The organism is Burkholderia sp. WTPI3 (assembly GCF_021483755.1).
Lineage (GTDB): Bacteria > Pseudomonadota > Gammaproteobacteria > Burkholderiales > Burkholderiaceae > Burkholderia.
Genome location: NZ_JAGIXF010000017.1, coordinates 65770 through 81626 on the forward strand (window position 1 = coordinate 65770; position 15857 = coordinate 81626).

At 65.6% G+C, this 15857-nt stretch carries 23 protein-coding genes; 3 read left to right on the top strand and 20 right to left on the bottom strand.

Annotated features, from left to right (window positions below):
- Window positions 1-11 precede the first annotated feature (11 nt).
- The 8 genes from J7024_RS11830 to J7024_RS11865 form a co-directional block, all read right to left on the bottom strand.
- The gene (locus J7024_RS11830; protein WP_234745068.1) at window positions 12-449 is read right to left on the bottom strand and encodes a hypothetical protein; all 438 of its coding nucleotides are present in this window, start codon (window positions 447-449) and stop codon (window positions 12-14) included.
- A 17-nt stretch (window positions 450-466) separates the two neighbouring features.
- Window positions 467-1090, bottom strand: coding sequence for a hypothetical protein (locus J7024_RS11835; RefSeq protein ID WP_234745069.1), 624 nt, complete (start codon window positions 1088-1090; stop codon window positions 467-469).
- Between the two features lie 11 nt (window positions 1091-1101).
- Complete coding sequence (locus tag J7024_RS11840) at window positions 1102-1437, bottom strand: hypothetical protein (RefSeq protein ID WP_234745070.1); 336 nt, start codon at window positions 1435-1437, stop codon at window positions 1102-1104.
- Window position 1438: 1 nt separating this feature from the next.
- Window positions 1439-1750 carry a hypothetical protein gene (locus J7024_RS11845; RefSeq protein ID WP_234745071.1) on the bottom strand — a complete coding sequence of 104 codons (312 nt, stop codon included), beginning with the start codon at window positions 1748-1750 and terminating at the stop codon, window positions 1439-1441.
- Window positions 1751-1758: 8 nt separating this feature from the next.
- On the bottom strand, window positions 1759-2019 hold the full coding sequence (locus J7024_RS11850) for a hypothetical protein (protein ID WP_234745072.1): 261 nt from the start codon (window positions 2017-2019) through the stop codon (window positions 1759-1761).
- A 12-nt stretch (window positions 2020-2031) separates the two neighbouring features.
- A complete protein-coding gene (locus J7024_RS11855) occupies window positions 2032-2391 on the bottom strand; it encodes a hypothetical protein (RefSeq protein WP_234745073.1) in 360 nt (119 codons plus the stop codon).
- Window positions 2392-2654: 263 nt separating this feature from the next.
- Window positions 2655-5261, bottom strand: a complete 2607-nt coding sequence (locus J7024_RS11860; RefSeq protein ID WP_234745074.1) for a DotA/TraY family protein — start codon at window positions 5259-5261, stop codon at window positions 2655-2657.
- Window positions 5262-5535: 274 nt separating this feature from the next.
- The gene (locus J7024_RS11865; protein WP_234745075.1) at window positions 5536-5955 is read right to left on the bottom strand and encodes a hypothetical protein; all 420 of its coding nucleotides are present in this window, start codon (window positions 5953-5955) and stop codon (window positions 5536-5538) included.
- 214 nt (window positions 5956-6169) lie between these two features.
- Between J7024_RS11865 and J7024_RS37310 the strand changes: the two genes are divergently transcribed.
- Together J7024_RS37310 and J7024_RS11875 are read left to right on the top strand one after the other, a co-directional pair.
- Window positions 6170-7183, top strand: a complete 1014-nt coding sequence (locus tag J7024_RS37310) for an AAA family ATPase (protein ID WP_234745076.1) — start codon at window positions 6170-6172, stop codon at window positions 7181-7183.
- Window positions 7184-7225: 42 nt separating this feature from the next.
- Window positions 7226-7579 carry a hypothetical protein gene (locus tag J7024_RS11875; RefSeq protein ID WP_234745077.1) on the top strand — a complete coding sequence of 118 codons (354 nt, stop codon included), beginning with the start codon at window positions 7226-7228 and terminating at the stop codon, window positions 7577-7579.
- A 102-nt stretch (window positions 7580-7681) separates the two neighbouring features.
- Here the strand turns inward: J7024_RS11875 and J7024_RS11880 are convergent, their stop codons facing one another.
- The 10 genes from J7024_RS11880 to J7024_RS11925 all read right to left on the bottom strand — a co-directional run bounded on the left by J7024_RS11880 (window position 7682) and on the right by J7024_RS11925 (window position 13814).
- Entirely contained in the window at window positions 7682-7957 is a 276-nt protein-coding gene (locus tag J7024_RS11880; protein WP_234745078.1) for a type II toxin-antitoxin system RelE/ParE family toxin, read from the bottom strand.
- Complete coding sequence (gene relB, locus J7024_RS11885; protein WP_234745079.1) at window positions 7944-8141, bottom strand: type II toxin-antitoxin system RelB family antitoxin; 198 nt, start codon at window positions 8139-8141, stop codon at window positions 7944-7946. Before relB ends, J7024_RS11880 begins: the two co-directional genes overlap by 14 nt.
- 84 nt (window positions 8142-8225) lie before the next feature.
- On the bottom strand, window positions 8226-8843 hold the full coding sequence (locus tag J7024_RS11890) for an LPD29 domain-containing protein (protein ID WP_234745080.1): 618 nt from the start codon (window positions 8841-8843) through the stop codon (window positions 8226-8228).
- Between the two features lie 43 nt (window positions 8844-8886).
- Complete coding sequence (locus J7024_RS11895) at window positions 8887-9183, bottom strand: hypothetical protein (protein WP_234745081.1); 297 nt, start codon at window positions 9181-9183, stop codon at window positions 8887-8889.
- Window positions 9184-9710: 527 nt separating this feature from the next.
- The gene (locus tag J7024_RS11900; protein WP_234745082.1) at window positions 9711-10085 is read right to left on the bottom strand and encodes a hypothetical protein; all 375 of its coding nucleotides are present in this window, start codon (window positions 10083-10085) and stop codon (window positions 9711-9713) included.
- Between the two features lie 96 nt (window positions 10086-10181).
- Window positions 10182-10679 (bottom strand): hypothetical protein, encoded by a 498-nt coding sequence (locus J7024_RS11905; protein WP_234745083.1) that lies wholly within the window; start codon window positions 10677-10679, stop codon window positions 10182-10184.
- Window positions 10680-10823: 144 nt separating this feature from the next.
- Entirely contained in the window at window positions 10824-11168 is a 345-nt protein-coding gene (locus tag J7024_RS11910; RefSeq protein WP_167046623.1) for a hypothetical protein, read from the bottom strand.
- A gap of 94 nt (window positions 11169-11262) precedes the next feature.
- Window positions 11263-11529, bottom strand: coding sequence for a hypothetical protein (locus J7024_RS11915; protein WP_234745084.1), 267 nt, complete (start codon window positions 11527-11529; stop codon window positions 11263-11265).
- Between the two features lie 169 nt (window positions 11530-11698).
- Window positions 11699-13474: a DUF5906 domain-containing protein gene (locus J7024_RS11920; protein WP_234745085.1), complete on the bottom strand. Its 1776-nt coding sequence runs from the start codon at window positions 13472-13474 to the stop codon at window positions 11699-11701.
- Between the two features lie 118 nt (window positions 13475-13592).
- Window positions 13593-13814, bottom strand: coding sequence for a hypothetical protein (locus tag J7024_RS11925; protein WP_112170036.1), 222 nt, complete (start codon window positions 13812-13814; stop codon window positions 13593-13595).
- Between the two features lie 336 nt (window positions 13815-14150).
- Here J7024_RS11925 and J7024_RS37155 point away from each other — a divergent pair, with 336 nt between their 5' ends.
- Complete coding sequence (locus tag J7024_RS37155) at window positions 14151-14285, top strand: hypothetical protein (RefSeq protein ID WP_268838278.1); 135 nt, start codon at window positions 14151-14153, stop codon at window positions 14283-14285.
- Window positions 14286-14832: 547 nt separating this feature from the next.
- Here J7024_RS37155 and J7024_RS11930 read toward each other — a convergent pair.
- Window positions 14833-15069 (bottom strand): hypothetical protein, encoded by a 237-nt coding sequence (locus J7024_RS11930; RefSeq protein ID WP_234745086.1) that lies wholly within the window; start codon window positions 15067-15069, stop codon window positions 14833-14835.
- Window positions 15070-15231: 162 nt separating this feature from the next.
- Window positions 15232-15768 (bottom strand): hypothetical protein, encoded by a 537-nt coding sequence (locus J7024_RS11935; protein WP_234745087.1) that lies wholly within the window; start codon window positions 15766-15768, stop codon window positions 15232-15234.
- Between the last annotated feature and the right edge of the window lie 89 nt (window positions 15769-15857).

Consider the following 15857-nt stretch of genomic DNA (forward strand, 5'->3'; position numbering starts at 1 on the left):
CGGCCTCCGGTTCAGTTGAGCACCGAGCCGACGCACGCGGCGCTGGCCTGCCCGGTGTACGTCGCGCCGTCGATCTGCGCGAGCAGTTCGCGACCGCAGTTGGCGTGCACGCGCCAGACGCGGATCACGGCGCCGGACACCGAGCAACGCGCGGAGTCGGTCATCTGGCCCGCGGTGCAATACCCCATGCTCGCGAAATCGGACGTATCGTTGAATGAGCCACCGCAAGAGTCGGTGATCTTGACCCACACGCCCCATCCCCCGATCGCCTGGCCCGCGATGCCACCGTCGTACGTCTGGCGGTGCATGAAACGTGCGGTGCAGCCGTTGGCGGTCGCGTCCTGGTACGTGTAGTACGAACTAACGCTCGCTTGCGCGTGCGCGGGAGCGGTGGCGAGCGCGGTGCAGGCGAGCAGCGCCGCGGCGATGGTCTTGAAAAGCGTGTGCACGATGGTCTCCATGATGGTCAAGCCTTGAGGTTGAGGTGCGCGAAGAGGCGTTTTTGCGCCGCGCGGTTGCCCGCGCTCGCGGAACGGATGAGGTTGCGACGGGCGCGCTGCATCAGGCGGTCCACCTCGCCCGGCGCTTGCGCACGGTCGGCGGCTTCTTCGGCGGCCAGGCCGGCGAGGAAAAACGCTTGCACCGGGTGCCCGTCGAGCGCCAGCGTTTCAAACCGGTTGAGCGCCGCGATCGGGTCGTTTTGCAACGCGTCGATCGCCGCCCACAACCGGGGCTCGTAAGGCGTTGCGCGGGCTCGGTTCCATTGCTCGGCGTTCTCGTGGTCCGGCTCAACGTCCGGGTCGTTGTCCGACCAGAAGGCGGCGGTGCGGTACGCGAGCGCGAGGCGGGCCAGCGTGCGTGCGCCGCGTTCGTCGGAACGCGCGCTCGCGTCCGCGGAGAGTTCGTAGAGCACGGTGTCGAGCAGCAGCGCCGAACCGCCGTGCCCAAGGCTCGCGGCTTTGGCGAGCAGCGGAACCGCGATGGCATGGTCGCGCGGCGGTGCGCCGTCGGTCCCGAACCACGCCCCGAAACCGGCGGCGAACGGCTCAAACCAGGGCTGGCTTTCGTGGGTTTCGTGCGAGTTTTGCATGGCGGACTCCATCAAAGGTGCTGGGCCAGTTGCTCGACCGTACCGGCCGCGACGCCCAGCGTCGGGTTGTTCAGCAGCATCGCCGCCACGCGGGCGCGGATCGCCACGTCGAGCAAGCGTTGCTTGGCGTCGGTGCGCTGCACGGTTTCCAGCGACGCGCGGGCCGTACTGATTTGATCGAGGAGCCAGGCGCGCACGTCGGGTTGCTGGGCCGTGCGGGCCTCCAGCGTTTGCACGCTGTCGAGCGCGCGGCGGGCGGTCATCGTCTCGTCGAGCGTGAGCGTGCTGGCGTGGGCCAGGTTGCACGCGAGCACGGCGGCGACGGCGAAAAGGAAGCGGGCTTGCATGTCATACCTCCGTGGGCGCGAGGCCGTCGAGCGTGGCCTGCCAGGCGGGCGACGGGCTCGACGGTTCATCGTCGGCGGTGAGGCTCAACGTGCGGGCCGGGTCGCGGTACGCCCGTTGTTGGGCCTCAAGGTGCGCTTTCGCGTCGGCTTGCGCCGCGTCCCAAGCGGCGAGCATGTCGCGCAGGCCGGGCGTGAGGGTTCGGGCTTTGCGTTGCGCGATGATGTGCGCGCGGACCTGCTTGTTCCGCTCCGACACCCACGGCCGCGTCGGGCGCTTGCTTCCCGTTTTGACTTTGCGATGGCTGGTCTGCATGACGGGACTCACGGGGTGTTGCGGTTGCGGGCGGCCGTGCGCTCGATCGCGGCGGCGGCGAGGTTGAACTGCGAGCGTTTGGCGAGGTAGAACCGTGCCGCCACGCCGATGCTCACCGCGGCGACGATCAGGTGGCCCGGCGCCTGGTCGGCCGGACCGCGCAGCGCGTCGGCGACTTGCCACGCACCGATCGACGCCATGACGATGAAGAGGCCGAGTCGGACGTGCTTGATCAGGTCGGCGATGCTGGGAAGCGATGGGATACGCATGGCGGACCTCGCTTACTTGGTGCTGCTCGGGGGGAGCAGTTGCACGTCGGCGTTGCCGAGCACGGAGCGCGTGAAGCCGAACGGGTTCGGAAGCCAGTCGCTTGGGCGGCGCAGCAGTTCGAGCGGTCGGCCCTCGGTCGCACGTTGACGCATGAGATTCGCGCGGAACGAACCGCTGAACCACACCGCGCCGGTGAACGCTGCGACGCCCAGGCGGCCCAGCAAACCGGACCAGTGCCCGTCGAGGGTTTCGAGAACGCCAAGCGTGAGGTTGGCGATGAACGCGATGGCGCCGATGTGCGCGACGGCGGTCTGCATCAGGTAAGCGCGGTTCGCCGTGCGCTCGGTGAGGTGGTGGTCGAGGTCGTGCATCGCTGGTCTCCGGTAGTTGTTGAGCGTTGGCACCAACACCAGGCTAACTCGAGCACCGGCTTTAGCAAGGGCTTGGCGGCCCGAAAACGGCCGTTTTCCCCAGAAAAACCGTGTTTTTTTGAGGGTGGGCGGTAGCGGATCGCCAGCGCGGAACGCGCCCGGTTTTGAAGGTTTTGGCATGGGCGCTTTCGATGGTTGTACGCGCACCCATGCAAAAAGAATGGGGCGCTTGCGCGCCCCTTGGTCGATCCGCCTTCGGCCCGTTACCGCGGGGTCGTGTTGCTGCTGGCGCCCTTCTCGGCGGTCGGTGCACCGCCGGCCTCCGGCTTTTCAGCCTCGGCTTCGCGCGCCCCCGGATCGACCAGGCGATCACGCGCTTCGCTCATGCGTTGCCGCGCCGCGTCGAGCGATTGAGCCAGGCCCTTGCCTTGCGCCGTATCGCCCGTTTCGGGCTTCGCGCCGGTCGTACCATCCGTCCGGCTCGCGCCCGTGCCGGTCGAGCCCGTCGTGTCGGTCGTGTCGGTCGTTCCGCCCGTCTGGCCGGTACCGTTCGACTTACCGCCACCGGCCGCGGCTTTCGCGTCCTTCAGCGTCGTAGGCTCCGCGGGCAGGTCGCCGCGACCGCCACCCGCCGGCGTGCGCTTGCCAGGTTCCGTGACGGAAGCCCCGCCGCCCCGCTCACGGCCCTCGCCAACTTCGCGCTCGCGCGCCTTCTTCGCGCCAGCGCGTTTGTCGCGCAAGGCGCCCGCGCCCTTCGCCGCACCCGTGGCGGCCGATCCGAGCGCCGCGCCTGCCGCCGCGGCCCCGGCCGAACTGGCTGCGCCAGTACCGCGGTTCATGTCCTCGACGTGGCCGCCCAGCACGGCCCCATGCCCACCGCCCAGCCAGTCGAGAACGTTGTCCGGCACCGACGTGATCAACTTCAGGCAGTGCCGCACGCAATAGACCAGAAACGCCATGAACAGGATCGCGCCCGCGACCATGCGCATCAGTTCGAACAAGCCGCCGCCACCGCCGCTCGTCGCGCCCCAGGCCACGCTGAACATCGTGTTGGCGAACAACCCGATCGGCCCCATCAGGACGTAAGCCGCACACACACCGATGGTCATCAAGGCCGGGCGAAGGGACAGGCTCAAGATCATCATCAAGCCTTGCTTTTGCGAGCCGATGCCGTCGGAGCCGTGGTTCGGCGAGAGGAACGAGACCATCCACAAGGGCGCCGCGACCAGCGACTCGAACAGCATGACGAGCCAGCCGAAGGCCGCGAGGGCGACGGCGAAGAACGGCATCATAGGCAGCACGAAGCAGAGCACGAACGCGGGCGCGAGAAAGAGCGACGCGATGAGCGTGAACAGGCCCCCGACCAGCGAGGCCAAGGCGACCACAATCTGGCCGGCGGCCGGGACGGCGGCCAGCCCCATCAGCGTCGCAGCAGCGGTGCCAGCGTCTTGCACGGCGGTGAACAGCCCTTGCCCTACGTCGTACGCGCGCATCATCGGGTCTTCGTTTGGGTCCGTGGTGAGCGTGAATCCGTGTCCCGCGAACACGTTGACGATCTTCGAGAACTTATCGTCACCACCGCCACCGCCGGACTTGGCTGCGGCCTGCGTGTCCGCCGCGTCGAGAAGTGCCTTCGCGTGCTTCACGTCCGAGTCGGTCTGGTTGTCGAAAATGCCCAGCCAGCCCACCTTGCCGGCGGTCATCCCGTCCACCGCCGTCGGCACGTTCGAGACCGACGCGTTCACGTCCGACTTAGCGCGAGCCAGCGCCGTCCACTCGGCGCCCGAGACCACAAACCCGTCGGCGGACAAGTTAACGGCCAGGTTACCGCTGCCCATCGCCGCGGTGAACGCCGCGTTGGCCTTCGCGGACACCGTGGCCTCGTAGGCTTTTACAGCGGCGTCGATCGCCGCGTTGACCGTGGCCGGCGGGAGCGCGCCGTTGCCCGCGGTGCCCACCATCTGCTTAGCGAGGTTGTCTGCAGCGACCTGCATGGTTTTCAGCGCATCGACGTGCGCCGACTCGATCGCGCCCGTGGCAGGCGCCGCGTTGAGCCAAGCCGTAGCGGTCTGCAGCCCGGCCGCGTCGGTGCTGGCGTTCACCGCGTTGGCCGTGGTGCCCTTGAGCGTGGCGGTCACGGTGCCGCACGCGGCGTACGTCGAACCGTCGCCGGTCCGGCCGAAGTTGTAGCCGACCGTTCCCGCACCGTTGGCGTCGAGGTTGCTGAACCAGGTCGCGCCCACCGCCGACGAAATGTCCTGGCCGTTGTTCAATGCGGCGATCGTGGCTTGATCGTCCGCGGGTGCGCTGGCGTACGTGCCGCGCACGCTCTCGTAGCACACGTTGCTCAACACCAGCGACTCAAACAGCGATCGCGCCTTCACGTCGAGCACCGGGCTCGTGTAGGTCGCGGTCTGCTGCGTCCAGTTCGACAGGTACGTACTCCAGACCGTATCGGCGAGGCCGATGCCGTTTGTCGCGAGCCAAAGCACAATCAACTGGATTAGGCAAAACCCGCCCTTCACCGGCAAGATGCCCGCGAAGCCGATCGCTGTGCGGATCGGTACCCACATCGAACTCCACGCTTTTCCCAGCATTTCGCCGTCGTGGGCCGTGGCTGCAGTCCCGGTGATCGTCACGTACGCTGCGAGCAGGCCGCCGAGAAACATCAACGCGCCGTTCAACACGGCGAAAAGTGGGCTGAATGGGCTGGCCGACGCGTCCGAACCGGCGCCGAGCAGTGGCATGACGTGGACCATCACCCAATCCGTGCTAGGCGGGGTGAAAAGGTCCGCTGCGTGCGCGTTGCCGCTGAACAGCAACGCAAACAGGGCGAGCGGCCCGGCGAGGGTCTTGAAAAGTCGGCGCATGGAATGGCCTCGGGCGAGTTGTTAAAGAGCGGGTGGTGCCGGTTGAGCAGTTGGCACCAACACCAGGCTAACTCGAGCCACGCGCGGGTCAAGCGCAGAACGGGGTGTACGGAAAAAATAGTTTGGGTTCCCAGGCATGTACGGGGTACGAGGCCCGTGCAGGCCCGGGCGCTCGCGCGCCGGCCGGTCGCTGCCGCCGGTGAGCCTTCGGCGATGGACGCAAAAAAGGCGGCCGGAGCCGCCTTGGTGGGACGTTAGGACGTGGTGCCGTCGATCAGGTTTTCATCGGGTCAAACGCAACGCACAACCGGATTGCGTTGAGCGGACCCAAGGCCATCCAACCGATCACGGCGAGCGCTGCGCCGTAGAGGGCCGATCCGTGGTTCGTGATTTCGTGCCAGCAGAACAGGCCCGCGAGGACGTACAACATCAGCAGGAACAGCAGGCCGCCGATCGCGCCGTGGCGCACGCGCCCGTCTGGGCTGGCGACGGCGTACACCGTGGTGGAGCCCAAGATGCGCTGCACGCCCAGCGCAACGGGCTCGCCGACGTTCAAGTAGTTGCTCAACCGCGGCGACACGCGCAGGTTGTGGATTTCTTGATCGCCGATCTCTGCGACCGTGCGAATCGTCCAGCCGTATTGATCCACGCGACCCTCGCCGAGCATTTTCAAACGACCTTCGATGCGTGCCATCGTTCTCTCCGTTCAGTGTGCGGTGCCGTTGGCACCAACGCGGTACCTGTAGTACACCAGGTTCTGCGAAAAACTCAAGTAGTTGCTACGTGCTGCGCTTGGGTGGTGCCGTGGGGCGCGGGGAACGGCGCGACTTGCTTTGCTGCTGCGGGTTGCTGGAGCCTGGTCATCGCTTGCCCTCGTTCCTCGTTCGTTGTGCGCTTCGGAGCCTGCCGTGACGCATGACAACGCCATGCCGGCCGGCCCGGCCAGGGTTCGACGAAAGCCGCAGCGCGCGCAGCGTGACCGGGTGCACGGCGAAAGCAACGCGCGCCCTTGCCGCGGCTCGGACGGTCTGGCTTATGCGTCGGAAAACGGCGGCTTTGAGCGCACAACGGGCGGGACGATGCGACCAGGCATCTGCGCGGGAACCGGCAGCAGGGCCGCGCCGTGGTGCGGCCGTGGTGGTGCGTTTGTGTGTTTGTTTGCAGGACGTTCCGGTGCCGACCGGCACCGGCGCGCGGCTTTAGGTACGGTACTCGAACCGTACCCGTTGACACGTGTTCGGATGTACGAGAAGTTTGTTTGTATCAAACAAACACACCAACAAACGTATCTCCACCCACCACGATCTAGAGGAGTACAGACTATGATGTTTTCATGTTCCGTTTGGAGCCCCAAGGGCGGCGTCGGAAAATCGACGCTTTCGATCAACCTGGCGGCACGCCTGGCCCTCGAAACCTCGCGCCCTCGTGTGCTGCTGGTCGATCTGGACGCGCAGCAAAGCGGGCGTACGTGGGCCGCGCAAGCGAAGCAATGCGGCCATACGGTGCCGTTCGACGTGGCCGCCACCGATGCAAACGCGGACCGCTTCGACATCGTGATTTACGATCACGCGCCCGGCATGTTGGACGCCTCGGCGCTGAAAGGTCAAATCACGCTCATGCCGGTCCTTCCCTCGTTCTTCGATGCCGTGTCCGCCGTGAAGGGTGAGGCGGAACTGCGCGCCAAAGGCCGCAAGGTCATGCTTCTGCCCAATCGCGTGGAAACGAGCCACGCGAGCGATGTGGCGTTCCTCGCCGGCTTCGTGGGCAAGCCCTACGTCAAGCGTCGCAAGGCGGCCTACCAGGCCACCGTGGCACGGGGCCTGTCGATCTACGCCGACGGCAGCGGCATCCGTGGCTTGAAAGAAGCCCGGGCCGAACTCGATCGGGCGGTTGACTCACTGCTCGACCTGGCTGCGGCCTAACCCCCTTCCCCTTTGACGATGGAGACGATGATGGAAACTGGCATGAACTCGCTGGCCCGACTGGCGGCCAAAAAGCCCGAACAGAACCTCATGGCCGCCGCGGCCGGCGTCGCAGACGTGGCGTTTTCACCCGCCGCGGAACCGACGGAACGGCCGTACTTCAACCTGCGCACCGTCGAGCGCGCCAGCGGCGACAAGGTGGTGATGTGCAAGGCCACGATCGGCGGGCGCGATGCCGCGGCGACGCAAGTGCGAATCCCGCACGCGCTGCGCGACAAACTGGACAAGTACACCAGCGGGCCGGCGACGGTCGTGCTGGTGGCCCTGGCCGATGCTATGCTCGATCAGTTGCTGGCCGAGGGCAAAGCGCTGCACGTCGGGAACGCCGACAAGTGAGCGGAGCCGGTCGCACAACGCAAAAAAGCCCCTGTTTCAGGGGCTTTTCTGTTGGTGTGTTTGTTTGTTACATACAAACAAACACACAAATCACGCATCAAATCACGGGTATTGCTGCCGGGCGTGCACCACGTTCACGACTTCGATGAACGTGGGCTGAACCCGGTAGATGATGATGTAGTTCGGGTGCACCACGATTTCACGGGTTCCGGCGACGCGGCCCAAGCGGTACAGGTAAGGGTGCGCGGGCAGGTTCGAGGTCGCCTGCTCGATGTCGCTCGCAAGGTCATCGGCCGCGAACGGGTTCAGTTCGGCGATGTCTGTGAGGATTTTGAGTAACTTGAACCGTGCCCGGGGCCGCCACTCAACGGGCAGCATTCTTGCGACCGGCTTTTCGCTCGGCCAGCAGGGCGCGCACGTCGCCCATCACCTTGTCGTGCGGGACATTTGGGGCCGGATCGTCGAGCGACGCCTGGACTTCGGCGCGAAGCCAGCGGTCGTACGCTTCGGCTTCTTCAGCCGTGGTGAACTCGGACTCGATCGGGGAAAGAATGGCGTTCATGGGGCTAGTTTACTCCTGCGTTGGCCGCGCCTGCAAAGTTTTGCGCGGTGGTGGTAAAGGGGCGCGATGCGCCCCGATGGACGATCAATCGCGCGGCGCGACGCTGTGGCCGCTGCCGCACATGACGCTGTACCCGTCGTCGTGCGTCACGAAGTACCGGCCGGCGGTGGCGCTCTTGCGGACGGCCAGCACGAACGAATGCTTGTACAGCGCTTCGTTCACCTCGTCCTGGATGTTCCGGTTGTTCCAGCCGTGCAGGCCGGTGAGGCGAGACCGCCAGAGCGCGCCGGTGCGGTACTGCTCGACGGTCGGGCATTCGAGGCCGTCGGCGTCGAAGTTGCCGCGGAACCGGCGGTACACCGCCTCGCACGCCCGGGTGATGGCCTGGTCGGAATACTCGCGGCTGGTGTGCACGCTGTCGGCGCCCATGCTCACGCGCTGGAACCCGTCCGGCGTCGTGGTCATGTGGTGCACGCTGCCTTTGTAATCAATGCTGCCGTCGAAGTACGAACCCTCGAAAACGCTCACCACCGCGTCCACCTGCTTCGTGTTGGGGCCGTCGATCCACCGCACGCTGATGCTCGCGCCCATGCTGTACGTTGACGATCGAACGCCGAACTTCACGCCGGGGAACGCTTCTTTGAGCGCTGCGCGCACGAGTTTTGCCGTTTCAGCGCATGAGAGGTAGGTCGTGGTGGTCATGGTGTGTTCGTCCTGATGTGTGTTCGTTTGTTTGTTTGTTCGCTCACTGCGGGTAGATGTTTTCGACGTAATCGACGACGCGCAGGCCACCGGCCACGGCTCGCGCATGGCGCATCGCCGCCGCGTGGGTCGTGAAGTCCTCGAGGGCCTCGCTCGTGCCGTCCGCATCGCGCCGATAGACGGTGAAAAACTGCGGGTTGAGGTCATCGACGACGCATTCGCCGTCCGCTTCTCGCACGCCGTGGACGTGGACGTTTTGGACGTTCACAACTTGCTTTTCGGAGAGCCAGCCGTTGGTTTGGCCGTTGCCGTGCGCGAGGTGCTGGTGGGTCGTGCTCATGGTCCGTCGCTCCTTTTCCGTTGGGTCTTGCTTCCCGGTTTCGCCATGCGCGCATGAGAGGCCGGGCCGACCGCGCAAGCCAGGGACCGAGTGAAGCCGCAGCCCGTAGGGACCGGGTGATCGAGGGGTGAAACGAACCCTTGCTTGCATCAGCGATCGGCCTGGCTTATGCGTCGGCGGTTTGGCGGGACCGGGCAGCATTCAACGGAAACGACGGCGAGCACGAAACGCCGCGGGAGCACCGCGCGGCCGTTCAGGGTGTTGCGTTTCACCGTACGCGTGTTACGGTGGTCCATCGGCGGCTGTGGTGTCCGTCGATGCGCTGTACTCCCGGTCGCAAAGGGTCGGTCGATGTTGACCGGCCCTTTGTCGTTCGCTCTCCCAGGGAATCGGCCCGCCTCTAGGCCGAAGGCTGCGCGGGCGGAGTGGCCGCTTTTTGCCGGTGGGTTTCGCGTGAGCGCACGCGCAAAAACGGGCGGCTATCGCCGCCCTTGGTCACTCCGCTGGCGCCGGTGACGCCTGCGGCGTTAGAGCCGTTGCGCCGGGTTCTCCGGCGCGATGCGTTTCAGCACCGCGTTCAGCGGGTACAGGATGGCGAACAGCACGCACAAGGCGCCCGACGCCGCGAGGAGACCCACGAACTCGTCCGCCGTGACCACGAGCCACCAGGCCGATGCGTGGCTCGCGATGATCAAGATGTTCAAGAGCGAACCCGTCGCCTGCGGCGGGACACGCACGCCAAGCACGTGCTGCCACCAGTGCAGCACGGTGTCGGCGTCGAGCACGACGTGGAGCCGGGCCAGCACGTAAGCGCCGATGAGCGCAAACGCCGCAAACATGGCGACCGTGCGGGCCGAAGGCAAGGCTTTTTGAACGAGCGGGTGTTGCAAGAAGGCTTTCATGGTATTTCTCCGGTGAAGGGAACCGACGCGGCTCCCGGTACCGGCGCGACCCGCACGTGAGGCGGGCGCTGGGTCAACGTTGATCCCGTTCGGCGGCTACAGCCGTGCGCGTCGGCGTGCGGGTGCGGGCTCGACCTCGGCCGCGGTCATGGCGTCGTCGGCGACCGCGCGGAGCACGTGCTTTTCGTGACGAACGCGCGCGGCGATGGCTGCGTCGTCGGCGACCACCGTGATGTAGCCCGGACGGCCGGGCACCGCCAGGTTGCGGCCCAGCGCGACGCGCAACGTCGCCATGAACTCGGGCATGGACACGGCCTCGTCCTCGTGGGTGCACGGCGTGGTGCGGCGAAACTCGGCGAACAAGCCCTTGCCGCTCGTCATCGCGCCGGGCACGTAGCGCGGGCTGGCGTTGTCGATCCAGCGGGCGACCCGGGCCTTGCGCGCGGTGCGCTCGATGCGGTTGCGCCGCGCGTCGGACTCGACGGGTTGCGCGGGCCGGCGCTTGTCGTCGGGCAAGCGTGCGGGCTCGTCGAGTCGGAAAATGTCCTCGTGCTTGTCCGGCACGATCAGCGACGGCGGGGCCGGCGGGAGCACGACGGGCTCGTGCGGGTGGTGGGTTCCGATGTTGCGAGGTTGGAAAGCCATGATGGTGTTCTCCGCGGTGAGCGCCGGGGCGGCGCTGGTACCTCGATACCCGCCTTGCGGCGGGCACGAGGGCGGAGTTGACGCTTGGGACGATCAGAACGGCGCGTCGTGCGTGAACCCGTGGTACGTCTTTCCGAAACTATGGCCGTAGACCGCGAGCGTCGTGGTCTTCGCCTCAAAGGCGGCGCCGGTGAGGCTCGGTTCGTCGTTGGCGAGCCATTGGCCCGCGTGAACGCGCAGCGTGGCGAGGTCGGGCAGGACTTGGTATTGACGCACCACTTGGTCCAGGAAACGGATGTGCTGGCTGGGCCGGTTGTGGACGCGGAAAACGGACCGGTGCGCCACGGCGGCGACGCTGGGCGTCGTGGTGGCGTAGTCGTCCGTGTCGGAAAAGCCGATCGTCTGGTCGAGAGCGGTGTCGAAGGCGTCGAAGGTCATGGTGGTGTTCTCCGGTGGGCAGCGTCGGGATGGCGCTGGTACCCAAAAACCCGCACGTGAGGCGGGCGCTGGGAGAACGGTGGAGCGTGAGGCGTTAGGTGCGGCCGGGGCGGTACTCGTGATCGCCGCAGGCTTGGCGCACCGCCTCGACCTGCGCGTGCCAGGATTCCATCACCTTGATGTGCTGGCGAATGCGCTTGATCTCGTCCAAGGCTTTGCGTTTCTGCCAACGCAAAGCGACCGCAAGAGCCATCCGTTCATGAAGGTTGCGGGCGGCGAGTTCGGCGTCGCTCCTGGTGAAGGTTCCGAGTTCCTTCCAATCGGTGATGGTGTCGAGGTAGTCGTCGGTGAGGGCGGGCATGGTGGACTCCGTAAACGAAAAGAGCCCGTGGGGTCACGGGCTCGAACGAGGAAAGCGCGGTGTGCTGCGTTGCGCTGGTGTACCCATTCAAGCAGGTACCGGGGATATGTCAAGCACCTGTTAAACATTTTTTTGAGGCGTGGTGAGCACTGCAGAGCATTGCCCATCGTTACCCCTTGGCCTTTGCGATCACGTCGGCGAGCACGTCGCTGAACGTGTCGTACTCGCGCTGCTGCTCGGTCGTGGGCTGCACGAACTGCACCGGTGCGGACGGTTGACGCGGTGGCGGTGCGATCGGGGAACCCCGTTCCGGCTTCACGCCATCGACCACGACGGGCGCGCACAACGTGCGCAGGCCGTTCACGCGCAAGCGCTCGTCGGGACCGATCGGCACGCCGTGCTTGGCCTCGAACAACTTGCGGACTCGCGCCCAGAACGCTTGCTCCTTGGCCGGGTGCTTGTTGCCTGCGGCCGAACTGGCGCGCACGTATTCCTGATAGACGGCGTTCTTGCTCGTCAAGACGCCCTTCTCCGCCGCCACCATCTCCGCCTCGCAGAACCATTCGTACACCGGGTCGTTGGTCTTCTTGATGTTGTGCATCAGGGCCTTGACGGCCTCGGGCGCCTCGGCCGGCGTGAGCAGGCGACCGCGACGTACGACGCGCTGGGCACCGGCGAGCAACCAGGAAAACACGTGGAACCGCTCGGCCGGGTTGTTCAGGATCAGGCTCTCGAAATCGAGCACCACGTCCTTGTTGTCGAACCGGCCCGTGAACGGGATCGGGTAGCCCCGGCGCTCGAAGCCGTCGGTGTGGTCGGTACCTTGCAGCGGCCGGTTCAGGCTCACGACGATGGAGCAGGACGGCACGAAGCGCTTGGGCTTCCCGTACTTCAGGTCCACCAGTTGCGGGTCGCGCGACGCCCACTCTTTCAGCAAGTCCGGGTCGCACTCCGTGGCCTCGTTGATGGTCACGAGCGTGGCCCCAATCAGCGCGGCCGGCTTGAAGTTGTGCTTGAAGTCGGCGAACCGGAACGGCACGGCCTTGTGGTGGAACGACGCCAGCACCGCTTGGGCCGTGGATTTACCGTTCCCGCCGTCGCCGTACAGGTAGTAGATGCGCTGGAAGTTGCGGTTGGTGACGAGCGTGGCGCCCATCCCGTCCTGAAAGTACGCTTGCGTCTCGCGGTCGGGAATGGCCTTGTCGAGGAAACTTTGCCAGAGGCAATCGTCCGGCAAGGGCGGCGGCTCGAACGTACCGCCCGATTGCACCAGCGCCTTCGGCATCTTGATCTGCACCGCCGACCGGGTCTTGAACTCGGGGCTGGGCTTGTGCACTGTGATGTTGCCCGCGGCGTCCATCTGCAGCACGCTGTTGTCGGTCTGGATCATGACCGGGCCGGCCTTTTTCTCGGTGGCCGGCGCCTCGTCGGCGTCCGGGTCTTTGTCCAGGTAGTTCACGAAGTCGCCGGTGGCCTCGGTGAGCGAGTGGCCGTTCTGCGGCAACGCCATCGTGGCGCGCAGCGCGTTCACCATCTTCTCCGCCTTCTCGTTGCTGTAATGCTTCGGGTCGTTGTGGCGCAACCAGTCCTTGGCCCGCTCGACCATCACCGCGTCGGGCATCACGGCCCAGTACACCTTGTTGTAGCGGTAGAACACCTCGTCGTCCGTCCCGCCGACGCACAACCAGCGGTCCGGCATCTGGTCGTCCGTGAATCGCATCTCCGGCGTGGCGTCGTCGCCCTCGCGCGGCTCGGCCTTGGCGCGGCCCTTGCCTTTGGAGCGACCCTTGCCTTTGCTGCTGCCATCGTTGGCCGAGTCCGGGTTCGCCGCTGCGATCGCCGCGTCCTTGGCAACCTTGAAGGGCACCACGGTGGTGTCGCTGATGCGTGCGACCACGCTCTCGGGAAGTGCGGGGCGAGGACGGTTTTTCGGAACGGACGACATGATCGACTCCTATATTGACGGGGCCGTTCAGTCTCGTTACGCTGGGACTGAACGTGGTGCTTTAGCGGGTGCGGCGTTCTTCTCTTCAAACCGCGCTTGCCGGCGCGGTTTTCCTTTTTCAGGCGGCGATGCTTTCCTCGCCCACGTCCTCGAACATCCCGATGCGAAAACGCTTCGGGTTTGCCACGTAGGAGCGCATGAACGACCGCAAAACGTCTGGAGCATCCAGGCCGTTTGCGGCGACGGCCGCATTGAAGTTGTCGCGCAGCGCGCTGTTCATGCGGAGCCCCAGCATGATGTCCTTGGGAACTTTAGGGGCCTTGGTTTGCGGCGTGCTCATGGGTTGGTCCTCCGGCGGGTAAACGAAAAACGCCCCGGCTTTTGAGGCCGAGGCGTCGGTCAAGGCTTGCCGCAGCAAGCCACTGGGTCGAACGTTGGGCGCGATGAACTGCGCCGACTGCGTACCCCATTAAAGCAGGTACCGCCGGCTTGTCAAATGCCTGCTAAACACGACGGCGTGCCCGACGCAGAAGCCGCCGCAGCGGCCAAACCACGTCGCCAGCAACGGGCGCAAGCGGATCGGCCGGCGCGGAACGCGCCCAGGTTTGGGGTTCGCGGAGCGTCGAGGCACGTGTCCAGACCTGCGATCGGCCAGACCGTAGGTCTGGACAAAGGTATGGACAGGCCGAAAGCCTTGCTGGGCAAGGCTTTGAAGGGATTTCCGCAAAACTCTGGCTCAAGGTATGGACAAGGTATGGACAGGCTGAAAGCCTTACTGGGTAAGGATTTGCCGGATTTTGTCCATACCTGAAGGATGAATCGGGTGTGAAAGTCGTACGGTGCATGTTGTTCGGTGCTGGTACGGTGCTGCGCATGTTGTTCGTACAGAAGTTTTTGCCTTTTGGGCGCTCTAGGTATGGACAGCCCGCAAACCCTTACCCAGTAAGGCTTTGCGGTGTCCACCCCTGAAAATCGCCTCTTCAGGTATGGACAGCATTCGCCGTTTCCCGGAAAGCCTTGCCCAGCAAGGCTTTCCGCCCGCTCGCTTCCGTACTGCCTTGGGCCGTTTCTTCAGGTATGGACAGGCTGGAAGCCTTGCCCAGCATAGGTTTCCGGGGCGTTGTCCATACCTTGAGCCGGGTTCGGCCGGATCGAGCCGTTTTGAGCGTTTTTCGAGGTCTCCGCCGTGCGTTTTTCAGCGCATCGGGCACGTGCGACCGGCCCGCTCCGCGAACCCAAAAAACTGGGCGCGTTCCGCGCCGGCCGATCCGCTTGCGCCCGTTGCTGGCGACGTGGCGATGCCGGGCCGCAAAAAAAGCCGGGCATGGCCCGGCTACGCTGCGGCGCCCTGCTCCCGGTCAAGCCCGCTTGGCCTTGGTCGCGGGCAACGCGGCTAGGTGCTCGGCGTCTCGGCGGAAGTTGCGAACTGCTCGCCAGTCGCCGGGCGAAAATGGCACGGTCATCTTGCGGCCGTTCGGTGCTATGACCTTCGCGTGTTTGCTCTTGCCTGGCGTCTGATACGTCCAGCCGCGCTCCCGCACAAGATGGGCGATGGCCGCGTTGAAGTCTTTGTCGCTGCTGAAATGCTTGCTCACGTGCTTCTCCGGTTGTCGATGGTGGAACGCTCGTCCGGCTGGACGAACGGCCCCGACGAACCGGGCATTTGCCGGGCTTGCCTCCCGGCGTGTCGCGTGTGTGGTGTTGCGGGTACTTCTGCTGCGGGTCGAGTCGAGCGTCAAGTTTCGAGCGCTGAACGCTTAGTCGGCGGCCAGCGTCACGTAAAGCGCAAATCCCGCATCGAACGGCAGAAGGTTCAACACCATCGCCTCGGGATGTTGCTGCTGCACCCGTTGAGCCGTCGATGCCACGTCGCATCCGGCCGCGGGCTTCGTCGTGTAGAACGTGCTTTTACCGCCGTTGCGGAGGTCGCCGGGCACGCACCAGACGACCTTCTTGAGCATGGCCTTGCGCACACGGGCCTCGTGGTCCGAGCGCATTACGATCGACTCGATCGCCAGGCCGTCCTCGTAGTACGTGCCACCGTCCGGTACCACGGCGACGTACCACGCCTGCAGCGCCGCCTTTTCGGCAGCGTTGATCCAGTCCACGCGCATTTCCCCGCCGTCGCCGTAATCGGCGAACGTGGCGATCGTCGCGCCGTTGCGGTACAGCGTGCCGCTGTACGCCCAGCCCTCGCGGCCTGCCGTGCGGCGGCCGGTTTTCGCCGTGTAGTGGTCGCTGCTGCTGAACGTCGCTGCGGCTTGGCTGGTCTTGCTGGTTTTGCTCTTGCTCATCGTGCTTCTCCGGTTGGTTGGACTGCGTTTGCTGCGGTTAAGGAAGTGCCCCGACCAACTCGGGCCATGCCGGGCTTGCCTCCCGGCGG